14 protein-coding genes are annotated in these 17,073 nt (G+C 68.4%); 3 read left to right on the forward strand and 11 right to left on the reverse strand.

The window, feature by feature from the left end:
• Nucleotides 1-65: 65 nt before the first annotated feature.
• From U5809_RS14805 to U5809_RS14820, 4 genes are all read right to left on the reverse strand, one after another.
• Nucleotides 66-545: a GNAT family N-acetyltransferase gene (locus tag U5809_RS14805; protein ID WP_322087060.1), complete on the reverse strand. Its 480-nt coding sequence runs from the start codon at nt 543-545 to the stop codon at nt 66-68.
• Between the two features lie 175 nt (nt 546-720).
• Nucleotides 721-876 carry a hypothetical protein gene (locus U5809_RS14810; RefSeq protein WP_167361908.1) on the reverse strand — a complete coding sequence of 52 codons (156 nt, stop codon included), beginning with the start codon at nt 874-876 and terminating at the stop codon, nt 721-723.
• A gap of 175 nt (nt 877-1,051) precedes the next feature.
• Nucleotides 1,052-2,377, reverse strand: coding sequence for a flagellar hook-length control protein FliK (locus tag U5809_RS14815; RefSeq protein WP_322087061.1), 1,326 nt, complete (start codon nt 2,375-2,377; stop codon nt 1,052-1,054).
• A 92-nt stretch (nt 2,378-2,469) separates the two neighbouring features.
• Nucleotides 2,470-3,168: an MgtC/SapB family protein gene (locus U5809_RS14820; protein ID WP_322087062.1), complete on the reverse strand. Its 699-nt coding sequence runs from the start codon at nt 3,166-3,168 to the stop codon at nt 2,470-2,472.
• Between the two features lie 114 nt (nt 3,169-3,282).
• On the opposite strand from U5809_RS14820, the gene U5809_RS14825 reads away from it, so the two are divergent.
• Entirely contained in the window at nt 3,283-4,392 is a 1,110-nt protein-coding gene (locus U5809_RS14825; protein ID WP_322087063.1) for an AGE family epimerase/isomerase, read from the forward strand.
• Here U5809_RS14825 and U5809_RS14830 read toward each other — a convergent pair.
• A complete protein-coding gene (locus tag U5809_RS14830) occupies nt 4,365-5,984 on the reverse strand; it encodes a methyl-accepting chemotaxis protein (protein WP_322087064.1) in 1,620 nt (539 codons plus the stop codon). The genes U5809_RS14825 and U5809_RS14830 overlap by 28 nt on opposite strands.
• A 271-nt stretch (nt 5,985-6,255) precedes the next feature.
• Here U5809_RS14830 and U5809_RS14835 point away from each other — a divergent pair, with 271 nt between their 5' ends.
• Nucleotides 6,256-6,699 (forward strand): PaaI family thioesterase, encoded by a 444-nt coding sequence (locus tag U5809_RS14835; RefSeq protein WP_011353771.1) that lies wholly within the window; start codon nt 6,256-6,258, stop codon nt 6,697-6,699.
• A gap of 46 nt (nt 6,700-6,745) precedes the next feature.
• On the opposite strand, the gene U5809_RS14840 is transcribed toward U5809_RS14835, so the two are convergent.
• The 5 genes from U5809_RS14840 to prpB all read right to left on the reverse strand — a co-directional run bounded on the left by U5809_RS14840 (nt 6,746) and on the right by prpB (nt 14,035).
• The gene (locus U5809_RS14840; protein ID WP_322087065.1) at nt 6,746-7,798 is read right to left on the reverse strand and encodes a CaiB/BaiF CoA-transferase family protein; all 1,053 of its coding nucleotides are present in this window, start codon (nt 7,796-7,798) and stop codon (nt 6,746-6,748) included.
• Between the two features lie 156 nt (nt 7,799-7,954).
• Nucleotides 7,955-9,148 (reverse strand): 2-methylaconitate cis-trans isomerase PrpF, encoded by a 1,194-nt coding sequence (gene prpF / locus U5809_RS14845; protein WP_322087066.1) that lies wholly within the window; start codon nt 9,146-9,148, stop codon nt 7,955-7,957.
• A gap of 26 nt (nt 9,149-9,174) precedes the next feature.
• The gene (gene acnD / locus U5809_RS14850; protein ID WP_322087067.1) at nt 9,175-11,772 is read right to left on the reverse strand and encodes a Fe/S-dependent 2-methylisocitrate dehydratase AcnD; all 2,598 of its coding nucleotides are present in this window, start codon (nt 11,770-11,772) and stop codon (nt 9,175-9,177) included.
• A gap of 81 nt (nt 11,773-11,853) precedes the next feature.
• Complete coding sequence (gene prpC / locus U5809_RS14855; protein WP_166956119.1) at nt 11,854-13,026, reverse strand: 2-methylcitrate synthase; 1,173 nt, start codon at nt 13,024-13,026, stop codon at nt 11,854-11,856.
• Nucleotides 13,027-13,141: 115 nt separating this feature from the next.
• Nucleotides 13,142-14,035, reverse strand: a complete 894-nt coding sequence (gene prpB / locus U5809_RS14860) for a methylisocitrate lyase (protein ID WP_166956116.1) — start codon at nt 14,033-14,035, stop codon at nt 13,142-13,144.
• A gap of 170 nt (nt 14,036-14,205) precedes the next feature.
• Here prpB and prpR point away from each other — a divergent pair, with 170 nt between their 5' ends.
• Complete coding sequence (prpR, locus tag U5809_RS14865) at nt 14,206-16,188, forward strand: propionate catabolism operon regulatory protein PrpR (RefSeq protein ID WP_322087068.1); 1,983 nt, start codon at nt 14,206-14,208, stop codon at nt 16,186-16,188.
• A 21-nt stretch (nt 16,189-16,209) separates the two neighbouring features.
• Here prpR and U5809_RS14870 read toward each other — a convergent pair whose 3' ends face one another.
• Nucleotides 16,210-16,854, reverse strand: a complete 645-nt coding sequence (locus U5809_RS14870) for a CGNR zinc finger domain-containing protein (RefSeq protein WP_322087069.1) — start codon at nt 16,852-16,854, stop codon at nt 16,210-16,212.
• Nucleotides 16,855-17,073: the final 219 nt, after the last annotated feature.

Here is a 17,073-nt window from a genome sequence, read left to right on the forward strand (position 1 = left end):
GGAAGGATTGACGGCATATGCCGGTTGCGGCGCACCGGATCGGCAATACGTGACGGCCGGTGGATTCAGTCCGATACGACCGGCTTGATCAACGTCGTCGTGATTGGCGCGAAGCCGCATGCACGATACAGCGCACGGGCCGCCGTGTTGTGATTGAAGACCGACAGACCGATCTCGGTGACGCCGTACCGGCGCGCCTCGGCGTCGAGTGCATCGAGCGTGCGCGTGGCCCAGCCCTGGCGGCGCCGGGACGGGACGATGTCGAGATCGTAGATGAACAGCGTGTGGTTCGGCCCTTCGGGTACGATCGCGTACCAAAGGTCGCCCACCGCGTCGCCGCTGGCGCCGTCGATGAGCATCACGAGGGTCTGGCCGGCGGTCAGCAGGCCGTCCGGCAGCAGCATGTCGAAACAGGCGCGCGCACGATTGGCAGCGTCTTCGACGGCGTTCTGTCCGGATAAAACGAGATCGCGCGCGTAGCCGTCGATGGCTCGCGTGCGGTACGCATGGAATTCGCCGGCCGTCATCGCCCGCATCTGCAGCATGGCCCGGTCACCGTAAAGACAATCGGACTTCCAGTGTAGCGGGACGGTCGCACCGGCGCGCAATGCGGCGGTGGAAAGCGGGCTGGCAGGTGCGGCGAGCGCTGCGCCGAATCAGCGAATCAGCGAATCAGCGAATCAGCGAATCAGCGAATCAGCGAATCAGCGAATCAGCGAATCAGCGACGGTACAGGACGATCGGCACAAGGTGCGCACGGCGCACGCGCTCGGCTTCGGCGCGACGCGCAGCGTACGAGTATTCGGCGTCGAGGGGCAGGTGCGGCGACACGAACAGGTCGTCGATCTTTTGCAGCAGGGCGAAGATGAAGCTCATGTGAGACTCCTGACAGATTTGGCTAGGGTTTTCCCTTAGATGAACGCAATTCTAAGGGTTTTCCCTGAACTCTGCCAGTGCGCCGCATCAGTTTGCCGCATGTGCGCGACAGCCGATCGCGACCGCGAAACAGCGCCCCTTGCCCCGCAAGGCTTCCAGGATAGGGTCGGAGCGATTAACGCGTCCGGCGGGTTCGCTTCGCGACGGCCGCCTCGCGGTTCGCCGTGCGCTGCAGCCGGTCGACTTGCGACAGGAGCGCTTCGTGGTGTTCCTCGAGCGTCATCAGCGTCGCCTGCTGCGTCGACAGATCGGCCGTGAGGCGATCGATCCGCTGCTGCTTGGCGGCCGCGTCCTGTTTCAGGTGCGCGATCTGCCGAGTTTGCAGTGCCAGCGCGACGAGCCCGGCCAGCACGACGACGGCCAGCGCCAGCAGCAGGCGATTGACGCGGCGCATCTCGCGATCGGCCGTGCGCTGCAGGCCGTCCACGTCGGCCTGCAGCGCGGCGAACCGGTCGGTCAGCGGGCGCAGGTGCGTGTCCGGATCGAAGACCGGTGCGGCCGGTTGCGCGCGTTCCGCCGACGGCTTCGTCACGAAAGACGCAGCGGAAGCCACCGGCTGCGGGGCAAGTGGCGGCGCAACGCCGGGCTGCGCGGTCGCTTCACTGGCGGTCGCGGAATTCGTGGCCATTGCCGGCTCGGCAGGTTGAACCGGCGCCTGCGGTTCGGCAGGCGCAGTGGCAACCTCCGGCGAGCGGGTCGGTTCAGCCGCTTCCGGTACCGCGTCGACGCTCGTCGCAGCCGGCGCGGATGGTATCGCCGCCGCTTCGCTTGCACCGGCAGCTGCCCGGCGTTTGCCGCCCGACGACGGGCGACGCTCCTTCACGGCATCGCCGGAAGATTTCCCTTCACGGGATTTGACGACCGCAATCTCGGCTACGGACTTCGCGACTTCAGCGTCTGCCGCTGGCGATTCGATCAACTTCGCCGCAGCGCCATCGGCCGCTTGCAGCGTGGTCGCCGCCTTTACGGCGCCGTCGACCGCAGGCGAATCGGCTGCCTTCGCGGCACCACCACCGGCAGATGCACCGTCGACGCTCGCAGCCACACCGCCTACAGATGTCGAAACACCTTCGACCGCCACCACAATCTCCGGCGGCACCGCGCCTTCGTCAGCTTCGTGCCCGGCCGCAGTCGCGCCCTCCGGCGCAATGAATCCGTCCAGCGTGGCCTGTCGCCCGTCCGCGGCGGCCACCGCCTCAGCGTCCGCTATTGCCTCGTCGCGCGCCGCAACCGGCGCACGCTCGCCCGGCTCGAGTACCGGATCGCCGAACAGGTCGAGCGTCCGTTCGTCCCGCGGCGCATCGCCGGCCGGCGCGTTGCCAGGCCGCGCCGTCGCCCTCGCGGACGTGCTGCCCGCGGCAGCGGCCGAGCGCTGGCGGGAACGGGACGACGAACGACTGGAACGGGAGCGGGGGCGAGGCGAGGAAACGGATTCGGTCATGGAAATCGGATGGCGGGGCCCGCAGGCGCGGAGCCGGATGTCGAACGGAATCGGTGGCCGGCCATTGTCGCATGCTCCGATGCCGATTCAGCCTATTCGTCGCCCGACAGCCCGTTGCCTTCTTCGAAACGCGTGACGCCCTTCAGCGCACGCAGCTTGTTGCAGATCGCCTGGTATTCGAGTTCCGACACCCGCGCGAGCGCGATGCGCACTTCGTCGTGCTCGCCCGTGTCGTCGGCGCGCTGCACGATGAACTGCTTCACGCGCGCACTGTCCGGGCCGAGCGCCGCATGCAGCGAATCGAAGTTCAGCGTGCCGCTCACGACCGTCAGCGCAAGCTGCCGGCGCTGGCGCACCGTGAAATAGCGGCGCTCCAGCGGCTTGATGCCGGCCAGGATGATCAGGATGATGATCGTCGCCGAAATCGACGCGACGTAGAGGCCGCCACCCACCGCGAGGCCGATCGCGGCGACCGACCACAGGCTCGCGGCCGTCGTCAGCCCGCGCACGATCTCGCCGCGCAGCAGGATCGAGCCCGCACCGAGGAAGCCGATGCCCGACACGACCTGCGCGGCGATCCGCGACGGATCGAGCACGATGTGCTCGCTGCTGCCGAGCACGTCGGCGAATCCGAACGCCGACACGATCATGATCAGCGTCGAGCCAACGCACACCAGCATGTGCGTGCGCAGGCCGGCCGCCCACGACAGGCGCTCGCGCTCGAAGCCGATGACGCTGCCGAGCGCCGCCGCGAGAACCAGCCGCATCACGAGTTCCAGGTTGCTGAGCATCCGATTTCTCTCCTTTTTTGGTGCCGGCCGCGCGGAATGTTTTATCCTTGGCCCCGGCCGCGCCGATCCTCCGGGCCGCGCCGACACGTTTCGACCCAAGCGCTCAACCCCGTCATGCCCGTTTCCGACTCCGCTTCCGCCCAGGCCGCCCAGCTGCGCCACCATTTCGCGCACGTCGTCTTGCCGATCTGGCGGGGTTCAGGGTTCGACCACACATTGCAACTGCCGTTCGAGGCCGTCGATCCGGCCACCCACGCGCCGCTGCCCGTGACCCGTTATCGCGCAATGGCGTGCGCGCGGCAACTGTTCGTGTTCGCGCAGGCCGGCGACGCCGCGCACGCGGCCACGCTGTTCGACGCATTGTGCCGGCGCTTTCGCGACACGCGCCACGGCGGCTGGATCTACAGCGTCGACGCGCAGGGCGCGCCGCTCGATACGACCAAGGACCTCTATACGCACGCATTCATCGTGTTCGCATGCGCCGCGTGGTATGCGGCGTCGGGCGACGCCGCCGCGCGCGTGGTGGCCGAGGAGACCGCCGCGCTGATCCGGGATCGTTTCGCGCCGCGCCCTGGCGACGCGCTGCTCGACGCGGCACGCCACGCCGATTTCTCGTCATCCGGCAGCGGGGCGCTGCAGAATCCGCTGATGCACCTGACCGAAGCGTGGCTCGCGGCTGCCGATGCATTCGGCGACGCGGCGTTCGACGATGCGCTCGCGCACACCGCGCAAGCCGTCGAGCGCACGTTCGTCGATACGGCGACCGGCTGCGTGGCCGAGCTGCCGCTCGGCGCGGCACACAACCGTTTCGAGCCCGGTCATCAGTTCGAATGGTTCTACCTGGTCGATGCGGCCGGCGCGCGGCTCGCGCAGACGGGGCTCCCCGCCGCGCTGTCGCGTGCGTTCACGTTCGCGGAACAATATGGCGTCGATCCGCAGACGGGCGGCGTCTTCGCGGCGCTCGACGCGCAAGGCGCGTGCGTCGACGGCACGCAGCGAATCTGGGCGCAGACCGAATACCTGCGCGCGCTCGCGACGCACGGCGGCACGCCGGCCTCCGCGCCGCTCGCGCGGCAGATCGAGCGGTTCGCCGCGCGTTTCCTGCATCCGCGCGGCTGGTTCGAGTGCAAGACCGCCGACGGGCAGGTCGCGCGCGCCGACATGCCGTCGACGACGCCCTACCACCTCGCGACCGCCTACGCGGCGCTACCGGCCGGTTCGTAACCCGTGCCGGCGAACGACGGCGCCGCGCGCTCGCCGCGTGCGGCACGTCCGTCGCCCAACTCGAACACCGACACCGCCTGCATCAGGTGCGCGGTCTGGTCGTTCAGCGACGCGGCCGCCGCCGCGACCTCCTCGACCAATGCCGCGTTCTGCTGCGTGAGCTGATCCATCTGCGTGACGGCCTGGTTCACTTGCTCGATCCCGACACTCTGCTCGACCGACGCCGCAGTGATCTCCGACATCGTCTGCACGACGCGCGTGATCGACGCCGACACCGTCCGCATCGCCTCGCCGGCGCGCTCGACGAGTTCCGCGCCGCCGTTGATCTGCGCGACCGAATCCTCGATCAGCGCCTTGATCTCCTTCGCCGATTGCGCGCTGCGCTGCGCGAGCGAGCGCACTTCGCCCGCGACCACCGCGAAACCACGCCCCTGCTCGCCGGCCCGCGCGGCCTCGACCGCCGCGTTCAGCGCGAGGATATTGGTCTGGAATGCGATGCCGTCGATCACCGAGATGATCTCCGCGATCCGCCCCGAGCTCTGCGCGATGCCGCGCATCCGGTCGATCACGCTGTCGACCACGCCGCCGCCGTGGCTCGTCGCTTCGAGCGCCGCATCGGCCAGCGCGCTGGCCGCGCGTGCGCTGTCGGTGTTCTGCCGGACGGTCGCGGTCAGTTCCTCCATGCTGGCGGCGGTTTCCTCCAGCGACGCGGCCTGTGTGCCCGTGCGCGCCGACAGGTCGGCGTTGCCGCCCGCGATCTCGCCCGCGCCGAGGTGGATCGCATCGGACGCGTGGCGCACCGTGCGCACGGTGCCCGCGATACTCGTCTGCATCGTGGCGAGGCCGCGCAGCATCCGGTCGATCTCGAACACGCCGCCGGCACGCACGGCTTCGTCGAGCCGGCCCTGCGCGATCCGCTCGAAATGGCGGCCGGCTTCCTCCAGCGGCGCGACGACCGCGCGCCGTGCGGCCGCATAGATCGCGGCGCTCGCCGCGAGCATCGCCACGAGCAGCACGATGCCGACCGACTTGAACCAGAGCATGCCGCCGTCGATCGTGTCGAGGGCCGCGCGGCTCGATGCGCCGCCGTAGTCGGTGAAGCGGTGCAGTTCGGCGATGTAGGCGTCCTGGATGCTTTGCGTCGGCTGGTCGAGGAAGGCCTGGATGTTGTCGGCGTCGAGGAACTGCACGAGTTCGCCCAGCGCGCCGCGCAGCGCACGATAGCGCTCGGTCAGCGCCGCGACGCGCGCCCGGTTCGTGTCGTCGACCGCCTGCGCGGCCGTCAGCACGGCGAACGCCTTGTCCGCTTCCGCGAGCGACGCGCCCGCATGGCGAATGATGTCTTCCGGCTTGGGGCCGCCACGCACCATCCGCGTGCCGGCGCGCGACAGGTTGATGCGCGCGTCGAGCAACTGCTCGGTCGCCCGGCTGGCCGCGTCGACCTGCGCGATCGCGACGTTCGACAGGTCGTCGACACCGCTGCGCGTCGACGTGAGCGCCCAGAAGCCGAGCGCTTCGATCGCGAGCAGGAAGAGGCAAAACACGGTCAACACGCCGAGCAGACCCGACGCGAGCTTGATTTTTCCGAACATGGGGGAGATTCCTGGAGAGCGGACGATGAGGCAATGCCCCGGCATTAGCGGCATTTCTTCGTCGGACTTTAGGAACGGAAGGCGGCAACGTGCGCGTTGCCCGCGCATTCCTGCGGAATCGCCTGCAAACCGGGAGATCTTCGGCATTTGACGCAACAATCTCGTCGCATCGCACCGGAATTTGCGCGAAACGTGGACGAATTTCCTTGCTTATCCGCAGCCCCCTTCCTAGAGTTCAGCGCAAGCGGGCACTCATTTCGAGGGAAGTTCGATGACCGACATCACGGACCACGCGCGCGGCGCATTGCGCGCGCAACCGTTCAGCATGCTGCTGGGCACGGAGCTGATGCACATCGGCGACAACGAAGTGTCGCTGTGTCTGCCCGTGCGCGAAGAACTGCGGCAGCAGCACGGTTTCGTGCACGGCGGCGTCATCAGCTATCTCGCGGACAATGCGCTGACGTTCGCCGGCGCGCTCGTGCTCGGCCCGCGCGTGATCACCGCCGAATACAAGATCAACTACCTGCGACCGGCCGTGAACGGCACGCTCGTCGCGCGCGCGAAGCTCGTCTATGCGGGCCGGCACCAGGCGACCTGCCAGTGTCACGTGTTCGTCATCGACGGCGACCACGAACGGCTCGTCGCGATCGCGCAAGGCACGATCAACCGCGTCGGCGACGGCAAGATGCCGGATGCGCCGGAGGAAACGGCCTGAACGGCCAGCACGCGATTACCGGCGGTCTGGCTCGTGAGTCGCGCCGCTAAACCGCCTCATCCCCCGTCAACGGCAAAAAGCGCGGCGCCACGCGCGCCCGCACGTTCCCGTTCTCGTCGGTTCGATAGATCCCGCGCGCCACGTTGTGCGGATGCGCGACCGCGTCGGCCACGCTCAGCAGCGGCGCGAAACACACGTCGGTGCCTTCGAGCAGCGCGCGCCAGTGCGCGGACGGCTGCTGCGCGAACACCTCGGCGAAACGGGCCTTCAGCGCCGGCCAGCGCGCGCGGTCGTACTGCGAGGCCGGATCGACGTCGGTCAGCCCGAGCCGTTCGACCAGCAACGCATAGAACGGCGGTTCGAGCGCGCCGATCGTCACGCATTCGCCGTCCGCGCAGCGATACACGTCGTAGAACGGCGCATCGTGGAACAGGCTCGGCTGCGCACCGTCGAGCTGCCCGTTCGCGCGTGCCCACAGCGCCAGCGAGCCGAGCATCGACACGATGTCGACGATCGCGCCGTCGACCACGCGCCCCGGCCCGCCGCCGCGCACGTCGAACAACGCGCAGACGATCCCGAACGCGAGCCCGAGCGCGCCGCCCGCATCGCCGACGACGGTCGGCGGCAAGCCCGGCCGGCCGTCGTTCGGTGCCGATAGCGACAGCAGCCCCGTCAACGCGACGTAATTCAGGTCGTGCCCGGCCGCGGCCGCGAGCGGGCCATGCTGGCCCCAGCCGGTCATCCGCCCGTACACGAGCTTCGGGTTGCGGCGCGCGCAATCGTCGGGGCCGAGGCCGAGCCGCTCCATCACGCCGGGCCGCAAGCCCTCGATCAGCGCATCGGCCTGCGCGATCAGGGCGAGCGCGGCGGCGTGGCCCGCCGGTGACTTCAGGTCGAGCTCGACGATCGTCTTGCGTTCGCGCAGCAGGTCGCCGTCGCGGGCCCGCAGCGCGTCCGGCGCGCTCGTACGGCCGGACGGGCGCGCGATCAGCGTGATGCGTGCGCCCATCCCGGCGAGCATCCAGCCCGCGAGCGGGCCGGGGCCGAGACCTTCGAATTCGACGATGTGGATACCGGAAAGCGGCGTATCGAGCGGCATGCGATTCTCCTGTTCCGGCCGACACCTTAGTGTGCGCCGGCCCGTGCTTCGCGCACCGGATCGCGTCCGTCACGTGCGCCTCAAACGAAAAATCCCTGCGCAGCGGATTCCGCTTCGCAGGGATCATGACAAGCAATGCTCGTCCCGGTTCGCGCGTCAGAACGCGTCGCCCGGCACCCGCACCCAGCCTTCCATCAGCACGCGCGCGCTACGGCTCATGATCGCCTTGGTGACGGTCCACTCGCCGCTCTCCTGCTGCTGCGCTTCCGCGCCGACGCGCAGCGTGCCCGACGGATGGCCGAAGCGCACCGCGTTGCGTTCACCGCCGCCCGCCGCCAGATTGACGAGCGTGCCGGGGATCGCCGCGGCCGTACCGATCGCGACCGCCGCCGTGCCCATCATCGCGTGATGCAGCTTGCCCATCGACATCGCGCGCACCAGCAGGTCGACGTCGCCTGCGTTCACGCGCTTGCCGCTCGACGCGACATAATCGGCCGGCTTCGCGACAAACGCGATCTTCGGCGTGTGCTGCCGCGTCGCGATTTCATCGAGCGTATCGATCAGGCCCATGCGCAGCGCGCCGTGCGCGCGGATCGTCTCGAACTTCTCGAGCGCCTTCGCATCACCGTTGATCGCGTCCTGCAACTCGGTGCCCGTATAGCCGATCGCTTCCGCCTCGACGAAGATCGTCGGGATGCCCGCGTTGATCATCGTCGCCTTCAGCGTGCCGACGCCCGGCACCGCGAGATCGTCGACGAGGTTGCCGGTCGGGAACATCGAGCCACCCGCGCCTTCTTCCTCGGCGGCCGGATCCATGAATTCGAGCTGCACTTCGGCGGCCGGGAACGTGACGCCGTCCAGCTCGAAGTCGCCCGTCTCCTGCACCGCGCCGTTCGTGACCGGCACATGCGCGACGATCGTCTTGCCGATGTTCGCCTGCCAGATCCGCACGGTCGCGATGCCGTCGCGCGGCACGCGCGCCGGATCGACGAGCCCGCCGCTGATCGCGAACGGACCGACGGCCGCCGACAGGTTGCCGCAGTTGCCGGTCCAGTCGACGAAGGCCTTGTCGATCGCGACCTGGCCGAACAGGTAGTCGACGTCGTGGCCGGGCCGCGTGCTCTTCGACACGATCACCGTCTTGCTGGTGGACGACGTCGCGCCGCCCATCCCGTCGATCTGCTTGCCGTACGGATCGGGGCTGCCGATCACGCGCAGCAGCAGCGCGTCGCGCGCGGCGCCCGGCGCCTGTGCGGCGTCCGGCAGGTCCTGCAGCCGGAAGAACACGCCCTTGCTGGTACCGCCGCGGATATAGGTCGCGGGAATCCTGATTTGAGGAGTGTGAGCCATGTGTGCGTTATCCCTGTGTGACTCGATCAAGCCGCCTGCGACGATTCGAGGAAGTCCTGCGCGAAGCGCTGCAGCACGCCGCCCGCCTCGTAGATCGACACTTCCTCGGCCGTATCGAGCCGGCACGTCATCGGCACCTCGACGCGCTCGCCGTTCTTGCGGTGAATCACGAGCGTCAGGTCGGCGCGCGGCGTGCGCTCGCCGATCACGTCGAAGGTCTCGGAGCCGTCGATGCCGAGCGTCGTCCGGTTCGTGCCCGGCTTGAACTCGAGCGGCAGCACGCCCATGCCGATCAGGTTCGTGCGGTGGATCCGCTCGAAGCCTTCGGCGGCGATCGCCTCGACGCCCGCGAGCCGCACGCCCTTCGCGGCCCAGTCGCGCGACGAGCCCTGGCCGTAGTCGGCGCCGGCCACGACGATCAGCGGCTGCTTGCGATTCATGTACGTCTCGATCGCTTCCCACATCCGCATGACCTTGCCTTCCGGCTCGACGCGCGCGAGCGAGCCCTTCTTCACCGCGCCGTCGACGACTGCCATCTCGTTGATCAGCGTCGGGTTCGCGAAGGTCGCGCGCTGCGCGGTCAGGTGGTCTCCCCGGTGCGTCGCGTACGAGTTGAAGTCTTCTTCCGGCAGGCCCATCTTCGCGAGATATTCGCCGGCCGCACTATCCAGCAGGATCGCGTTCGACGGCGACAGGTGGTCGGTCGTGATGTTGTCGCCGAGCACCGCGAGCGGGCGCATCCCTTGCAGCGTGCGCTCGCCGGCCAGCGCGCCTTCCCAGTACGGCGGACGGCGGATGTACGTGCTCTGCGCGCGCCAGTCGTACAGCGGCGCCGCGCGCTCGCCCGCATCGGCGCTGCGCGCGAACATCGGCTCGTAGACCTTGCGGAACTGCTCGGGCTTCACGCTCGACGCGACGATCGCATCGATCTCCTCGTCGGTCGGCCAGATGTCCTTCAGCGTGACGGGCTTGCCGTCCTGGTCGTGACCGAGCACGTCCTTCTCGATGTCGAAGCGGATCGTGCCGGCGATCGCATAGGCGACGACCAGCGGCGGCGACGCGAGGAACGCCTGCTTCGCATACGGGTGGATCCGGCCGTCGAAGTTGCGGTTACCGGACAGCACGGCCGTCGCGTACAGGTCGCGATCGACGATCTCCTGCTGGATCTTCGGGTCGAGCGCGCCCGACATCCCGTTGCAGGTCGTGCACGCGAACGCGACGATGCCGAAGCCGAGCTTCTCGAGTTCCGGCAGCAGGTTCGCTTCTTCCAGATACAGCTCGACCGCCTTCGAGCCCGGCGCGAGCGAGCTCTTCACCCACGGCTTGCGCACGAGGCCCTTCGCGTTCGCGTTGCGCGCGAGCAGGGCCGCGGCGATCACGTTGCGCGGGTTGCTGGTGTTCGTGCAGCTCGTGATCGCGGCGATGATCACCGCGCCGTCGGGCATCTCGCCCGCCTTCTCTTCCCACTGGCCGGCAATCCCGCGCGCGGCGAGATCCGACGTCGGCAGCCGCTTGTGCGGGTTCGACGGGCCGGCCATGTTGCGCACGACGCTCGACAGGTCGAACGTCAGCGTGCGCTCGTACTGCGCGTTGGCGAGCGTATCGGCCCACAGGCCCGCCGCCTTCGCATAGGTCTCGACCAGCTTCACCTGCTCGTCGCTGCGGCCGGTGAGGCGCAGGTATTCAGTCGTCTGGCCGTCGATGAAGAACATCGCGGCCGTCGCGCCGTATTCGGGCGCCATGTTCGAGATCGTCGCGCGATCGCCGAGCGTGAGGCTCGCCGCGCCAACGCCACGGAATTCCAGATACGCGCCGACCACCTTTTCCTTGCGCAGGAACTCGGTCAGTGCGAGCACGACGTCGGTCGCGGTAATGCCGGGCTGACGCTTGCCGGTCAGCTCCACGCCGACGATGTCGGGCAGGCGCATCCACGACGCGCGACCGAGCATCACGTTCTCGGCTTCGAGGCCACCGACGCCGATCGCGATCACGCCGAGCGCGTCGACGTGCGGCGTGTGGCTGTCGGTGCCGACGCAGGTGTCCGGATACGCGACGCCGTCGCCGCTGACCTGGATCACCGGCGACATTTTCTCGAGGTTGATCTGGTGCATGATGCCGTTGCCCGGCGGGATCACGTCGACGTTCTCGAACGCCTTCTTCGTCCACTCGATGAAGTGGAAGCGATCCTCGTTGCGGCGATCCTCGATCGCGCGGTTCTTCGCGAACGCGTCCGGATCGAAGCCGCCGCATTCGACGGCGAGCGAGTGGTCGACGATCAGTTGCACGGGCACGACCGGGTTCACCTTCGCCGGGTCGCCGCCGCCGTCGGCGATCGCGTCGCGCAGGCCCGCGAGGTCGACGAGCGCCGTCTGCCCGAGGATGTCGTGGCACACCACGCGCGCCGGGAACCACGGGAAATCGCGTTCGCGCTTGCGCTCGATGATCTGCTTCAGCGAATCGGCGAGTGTCGCCGGATCGCAGCGGCGCACGAGGTTTTCGGCGAGCACGCGCGACGTGTACGGCAGCGTGTCGTAGGCGCCGGGCGCGATCGCGTCGACCGCGGCACGCGCGTCGAAATAGTCCAGCGACGTGCCGGGCAGGGGTTTGCGGTTGGCGGTATTCATGATGTGGGGCGGGAATCTGGGTATGACGTTCCGCGCGCGCCGGCGGCCCGCATCACGGGCGCCGGTGCGCGCGGCGGGCGTTCAGCGCTTCTCGATCGGCACGAACTGCAGGTCTTCCGGACCGGTGTAGTTCGCGCTCGGGCGGATGATCTTGTTGTCGACGCGTTGCTCGATGATGTGCGCGCTCCAGCCCGACGTGCGCGAGATCACGAACAGCGGCGTGAACATCGCGGTCGGCACGCCCATCATGTGATACGACACCGCGCTGAACCAGTCGAGGTTCGGGAACATCTTCTTCGCGTCCCACATCACCGATTCGAGGCGCTCGGCGATGTTGAACAGCTTCACGTCACCCGCCTCCTTCGACAGCTTGTGCGCGACGCCCTTGATCACCTTGTTGCGCGGATCGGAGATCGTGTAGACCGGGTGGCCGAAGCCGATCACGACTTCCTTGTTCTCGACGCGGCGGCGGATGTCGGCTTCGGCGTCGTCCGGCGAGCTGTAGCGGCTCTGGATCTCATACGCGACTTCGTTCGCGCCGCCGTGCTTCGGCCCGCGCAGCGCGCCGATCGCGCCGGTGATCGCCGAGTAGATGTCCGAGCCCGTGCCCGCGATCACGCGGCCGGTGAACGTCGATGCATTGAATTCGTGCTCCGCGTACAGGATCAGCGACGTGTGCATCGCCTCGACCCACGACTTCGACGGCGTCTTGCCGTGCAGCAGGTGCAGGAAGTGGCCGCCGATCGAGTCGTCGTCGGTTTCCGTTTCGATGCGCTTGCCGTTGTGTGAGAAGTGATACCAGTACAGCAGCATCGAGCCGAGCGACGCCATCAGGCGGTCGGCGATGTCGCGCGCGCCCGGCAGGTTGTGGTCGTCCTTCTCCGGCAGCACGGTGCCGAGCACCGACACGCCCGTGCGCATCACGTCCATCGGGTGCGCGGACGCCGGGATCTGCTCGAGCGCCACCTTCAGCGCGCTCGGCAGGCCGCGCAGGGCGCGCAGCTTGGTCTTGTACGCGGCCAGTTCGGTCAGGTTCGGCAGCGTGCCGTGCACGAGCAGGTGCGCGATTTCCTCGAATTCGCACGATTCGGCGACGTCGAGAATGTCGTAGCCACGATAGTGCAGGTCGTTGCCGGTCTTGCCGACCGTGCACAGCGCCGTGTTGCCGGCCGTCACGCCCGACAGCGCCACCGACTTCTTCGGCTTGAATGCGCCTGCGGCGGCCGGTGCTGCTGCGTCTTTCGTCTCGCTCATGTTTCCGTTCTCCAATGTGTATCGGGGGTGTCATCGGTCGGTTGAACCGGCGCCGCGGCGCCGGGCCCGACCGATGCGAAGCGTTCCGGAACCGTGTCCCGGCGCGCGGGCCGCGTTACTTCTTGCCCTGCGCGAACAGCTCGTCGAGCTTGCGTTCGTATTCGTGATAGCCGAGGAAGTCGTACAGCTCGGCGCGCGTCTGCATCGTCGGCACGGCGGCCTTCTGCGTGCCGTCGCGGCGCAGCGTTTCGTAGAAGTTCAGTGCCGCCTTGTTCATCGCGCGATACGCGCCGCAGCAGTACAGCGCGATGTCGACGTTCGCCTCGCGCAGTTCGTCGAGCGTGAACAGCGGCGTCGAGCCGAACTCGGTCAGGTTCGCGAGGATCGGCACCTTCACGGCCGCCTTGAAGCGGCGGTAGTCGTCGAGCGACTTCATCGCTTCCGGGAAAATCATGTCCGCGCCGGCTTCGACATAAGCGATCGCACGCTCGATCGCCGCGTCGATCCCTTCGGCGGCGGCCGCATCGGTACGCGCCATGATCACGAACTGGTCGTCGGTACGCGCATCGACCGCGGCCTTCACGCGATCGACCATTTCGTCGGTCGGCACGACTTCCTTGCCCGGACGGTGGCCGCAGCGCTTCTGGCCGACCTGGTCTTCCAGGTGCACGGCCGCGACGCCGGCCTTGATGAACGAGCGCACCGTGCGCGCGATGTTGAACGCGCCGCCCCAGCCCGTATCGATGTCGACCAGCAGCGGCAGGTCGGTCGCGTTGGTGATCCGGTTCGCGTCGATCAGCACGTCTTCCATCGTGCTGATGCCGAGGTCGGGGATCCCGAGCGAGTTCGCGGCGACGCCGCCACCCGACAGGTACACGGCCTTGAAGCCGACGGCCTGCGCCATCTTGGCCGCGTACGCGGTGATCGCGCCGACCACCTGCAGCGGCTGTTCCGCCGCGACTGCCGCGCGGAATTTCGCGCCGGCGCTCTGAAGATGCGTGTTGCTCATGAACGGCCTCCTGATGGAATGCCCGATAACAGCAAGGACCGGGCCAGCTCGCGAAACCTCGCTAACCCACTGATTCTTAAGCAACCGGCACGAGCGATACAGCGCCCTGCGATTTCAATTCGGCAATTTCATGTTTCAAAAATGAAATCGCACGCGCATAATCGATCGTCATGGACCTCTCCTCGACCAAGCCTGCCGGCCCGGCCGATCGCGCGGCGCGCCCGCGCATCTGGGCGATGGGCATCAGCCGCCTGCGCGAGCTCTTTCGCGAGATCGCCGGCGAATTCGACGAACGCGCCGACGTGCGCATCGTGACGCGCGCCTATGAGGATGCGCTCAGCGCGATCGCCGAGGCCGGCGCCGCGCGGCCCGACGTGATCGTCGCAGCCGGCTCGAACGGCGCCTTCCTGAAGACGCGTGCGCAGGTGCCGGTCGTGGTGGTATCGCCGACCGGCTTCGACGTGATGCAGGCGCTCGCGCGCGCCCGGCGCGACGCGTCGCGGATCGCGCTCGTCAGCGCCGGGGAAACGCCGCCCGAAGTGCGCCGCTTCGTCGCCGCGTACGGCCTCGACGTGCAGTTTGCGTCATATCAGTCCGCGCAGGAAGCGGAAGCCTGTGTGCACGACCTGCGCGACCGCGGCATCGAGACGATCGTCGGCCCCGGCCTCGTTACCGACCTCGCGGCCAGCGCCGGCATGGGCGCGGTGTTCCTGTATTCGCATGCGTCGGTACGCAAGGCCGTCGATACGGCGCTCGAAGTCGCATACGCGACGCACGCCGAGGCATTCCGCCGCCAGCGGCTCGACAACCTGCTGCAGCACCTGCGCGACGGCGTGGTCGCGCTCGATGCGCGCGGCCGCATCGAGGCGATCAACGAGCGGCTCGCGTCGGCGCTCGGGGTCGAACCTGCGGCGGCCGTGGGCCGTGCACTCGTCGACCTGCGGCCCGAGCTGCGTACGCTGCGCGGCGAGGACGGCGACGCGCTCGCAACCGTGCGCGGCGTGCGTTACGTCGTGCATCGCGGGCCGCTCGTCGATCGCGGCGTCACCTCGGGCAGCGTGCTGACGTTCCAGGAATCGCGCGCGGTCGAACGGCTCGATCGCGCCTTGCGTTCGCAGCCGACCACGCAGCAGTTCGCCGCGCGCTATGCACTCGACGACGTGGTCGGCGCCTCCGCGCCGATGACGCGCGTGCGCGACCTCGTGCGCCGCTACGCGAAATCCGACGCGACCGTGCTCGTGCTCGGCGAAAGCGGCACCGGCAAGGAAATGATCGCGCAGAGCCTGCACGCGCTGTCCGCGCGGCGCAGCTACCCGTTCGTCGCGGTCAACTGCGGCGCGTTTCCGGAAGCGCTGCTCGAAAGCGAGCTGTTCGGTTATGAGGAAGGCGCGTTCACTGGCGCGCGGCGCGGCGGCAAGACCGGCCTGTTCGAAGCCGCGCATCGCGGCACGCTGTTTCTCGACGAGATCGGCGAGATGCCGCCGTCGCTCCAGAGCCGGCTGCTGCGCGTGCTGCAGGAGCGCGAGGTGATCCGCCTCGGCTCGACCGAGCCGATCCGCATCGACGTGCGCGTGATCGCCGCGACACACCGTCCGCTGCTCGCGGCCGTCGAGGCCGGCACGTTCCGTGCGGATCTCTATTACCGGCTCAACATTCTGAACGTCGGCCTGCCGCCGCTGCGCGAGCGCGCGGCCGACATCCCCGCGCTCGCCGCGACGCTGCTCGTGCAAGCCGCGCGCCGCGAATCGCGCCTCGCGGAACGCCTGCGCGATGCCGGCGATGCCGCGCGCGTGCTCGAGGCAACCCGTGCGACGCTCGCGCGCTACCGGTGGCCCGGCAACGTGCGCGAACTGCAGAACGTGATCGAGCGGATCGCGGTGGAACTCGCCGAAGCAGCCGATGAAAACGATCCCGCGGCTGCGTGCGGCGCGCTCGATTCCGACGCGCTGCAGGCAATCGCGCCCGAACTGTTCGCCGCGCCGCCCGACACGGCCGACTCCGACGACGCGCAGACACTGCACGCACGCCGCCGCCGCGCGGAAGCCGACGAGATCCGCGCGGTGCTCGACGCGTGCGGCGGCGACCGCGACCGCGCATGCGCGATGCTCGGCATCAGCAAGACGACGCTGTGGCGGAAGCTGTCGGCGAAATAGGTCCGGCGCGCGGCCGGCCCGTCAGTCGGCCTTGTGATAGTGGCGGTACGCCTTCGCGCGATTGCCGCACGACGACATCGAACACCAGCGGCGACTGCCGTTCTTGCTGTCGTCGATGAACAGCCACTGGCACGCATCGTTCGCGCAGCGCTTGACCTTCGCGAGCCGCGCGCCGCCGAGCAGGTCGATCGCCGACCACAGCACCGGGCTCAGCAGCCCCGCGAGCGTGGCGCCTGACGCGTCGATCCGCCACGCATAGCCGCCGTCGATGCGCGCCAGCGCGACACGCGGCGACGCTTCCGCCAGAAACCCGCTCAGCAACGCGAGATCGTCGGCGTGCGGCTCGCGTTGCTCGGCCTGCGCATGAAAGAGCCGATACAGCGCCTCGCGCAACGCGAGCGCTCGCGCCAGCATCGCCGGCTCGCCTTCCTTCACGCCACCTGTACGACATGCTTCCGCCAGGCCGGCCGGCACGCCTGCGTGCTCGCGGCACCACGCCAGCAGGTCGTCTATCGTGCCGAAGGTTTCCGTCGGCGGATCGCTGCCGCGCCAGTACAGCGTGTTCATGAAATCGATGCCCAGCGTTTCGGGCGGCGCCGGAATCAGGCAGTCCATCGTGACGGAAGGTTGCGTTTTGCTCATGACGCGATCGTATCTAACCATCATGCCGGTTGACAAGCTTCCGGACGCTTTCTAACATAACCAGCATGGTGGTTAAAACCAGGTTCACGGCACTGCGCCCTTTCAGTTCAAGGAGACACAGATGATCGATCACCTTTCCTTCCGAGTTATCCACAACGACCGCAGCCGCGCGTTCCACGACAGCACGCTCGGCGCGCTGCGCTACAAGCGGCTGGCATGGTGCTTGTAGGCAGGTTTGCCGTA

The organism is Burkholderia sp. BCC1999 (assembly GCF_905339975.1).
Classification (GTDB): Bacteria; Pseudomonadota; Gammaproteobacteria; order Burkholderiales; family Burkholderiaceae; genus Burkholderia.

Bases quoted from the DNA above. Each gene is read 5' to 3' on its own strand.
- U5809_RS14830 (WP_322087064.1), bottom strand. From the start codon at position 5,984: ATGTTCGGAAAAATCAAGCTCGCGTCGGGTCTGCTCGGCGTGTTGACC.
- U5809_RS14825 (WP_322087063.1), top strand. From the start codon at position 3,283: ATGCCCGTTTCCGACTCCGCTTCCGCCCAGGCCGCCCAGCTGCGCCAC.
- U5809_RS14805 (WP_322087060.1), bottom strand. From the start codon at position 545: ATGCTGCAGATGCGGGCGATGACGGCCGGCGAATTCCATGCGTACCGC.
- prpF (WP_322087066.1), bottom strand. From the start codon at position 9,148: ATGGCTCACACTCCTCAAATCAGGATTCCCGCGACCTATATCCGCGGC.
- prpR (WP_322087068.1), top strand. From the start codon at position 14,206: ATGGACCTCTCCTCGACCAAGCCTGCCGGCCCGGCCGATCGCGCGGCG.
- prpB (WP_166956116.1), bottom strand. From the start codon at position 14,035: ATGAGCAACACGCATCTTCAGAGCGCCGGCGCGAAATTCCGCGCGGCA.
- U5809_RS14820 (WP_322087062.1), bottom strand. From the start codon at position 3,168: ATGCTCAGCAACCTGGAACTCGTGATGCGGCTGGTTCTCGCGGCGGCG.
- U5809_RS14870 (WP_322087069.1), bottom strand. From the start codon at position 16,854: ATGATGGTTAGATACGATCGCGTCATGAGCAAAACGCAACCTTCCGTC.
- U5809_RS14810 (WP_167361908.1), bottom strand. From the start codon at position 876: ATGAGCTTCATCTTCGCCCTGCTGCAAAAGATCGACGACCTGTTCGTG.
- U5809_RS14815 (WP_322087061.1), bottom strand. From the start codon at position 2,377: ATGACCGAATCCGTTTCCTCGCCTCGCCCCCGCTCCCGTTCCAGTCGT.
- prpC (WP_166956119.1), bottom strand. From the start codon at position 13,026: ATGAGCGAGACGAAAGACGCAGCAGCACCGGCCGCCGCAGGCGCATTC.
- acnD (WP_322087067.1), bottom strand. From the start codon at position 11,772: ATGAATACCGCCAACCGCAAACCCCTGCCCGGCACGTCGCTGGACTAT.
- U5809_RS14840 (WP_322087065.1), bottom strand. From the start codon at position 7,798: ATGCCGCTCGATACGCCGCTTTCCGGTATCCACATCGTCGAATTCGAA.
- U5809_RS14835 (WP_011353771.1), top strand. From the start codon at position 6,256: ATGACCGACATCACGGACCACGCGCGCGGCGCATTGCGCGCGCAACCG.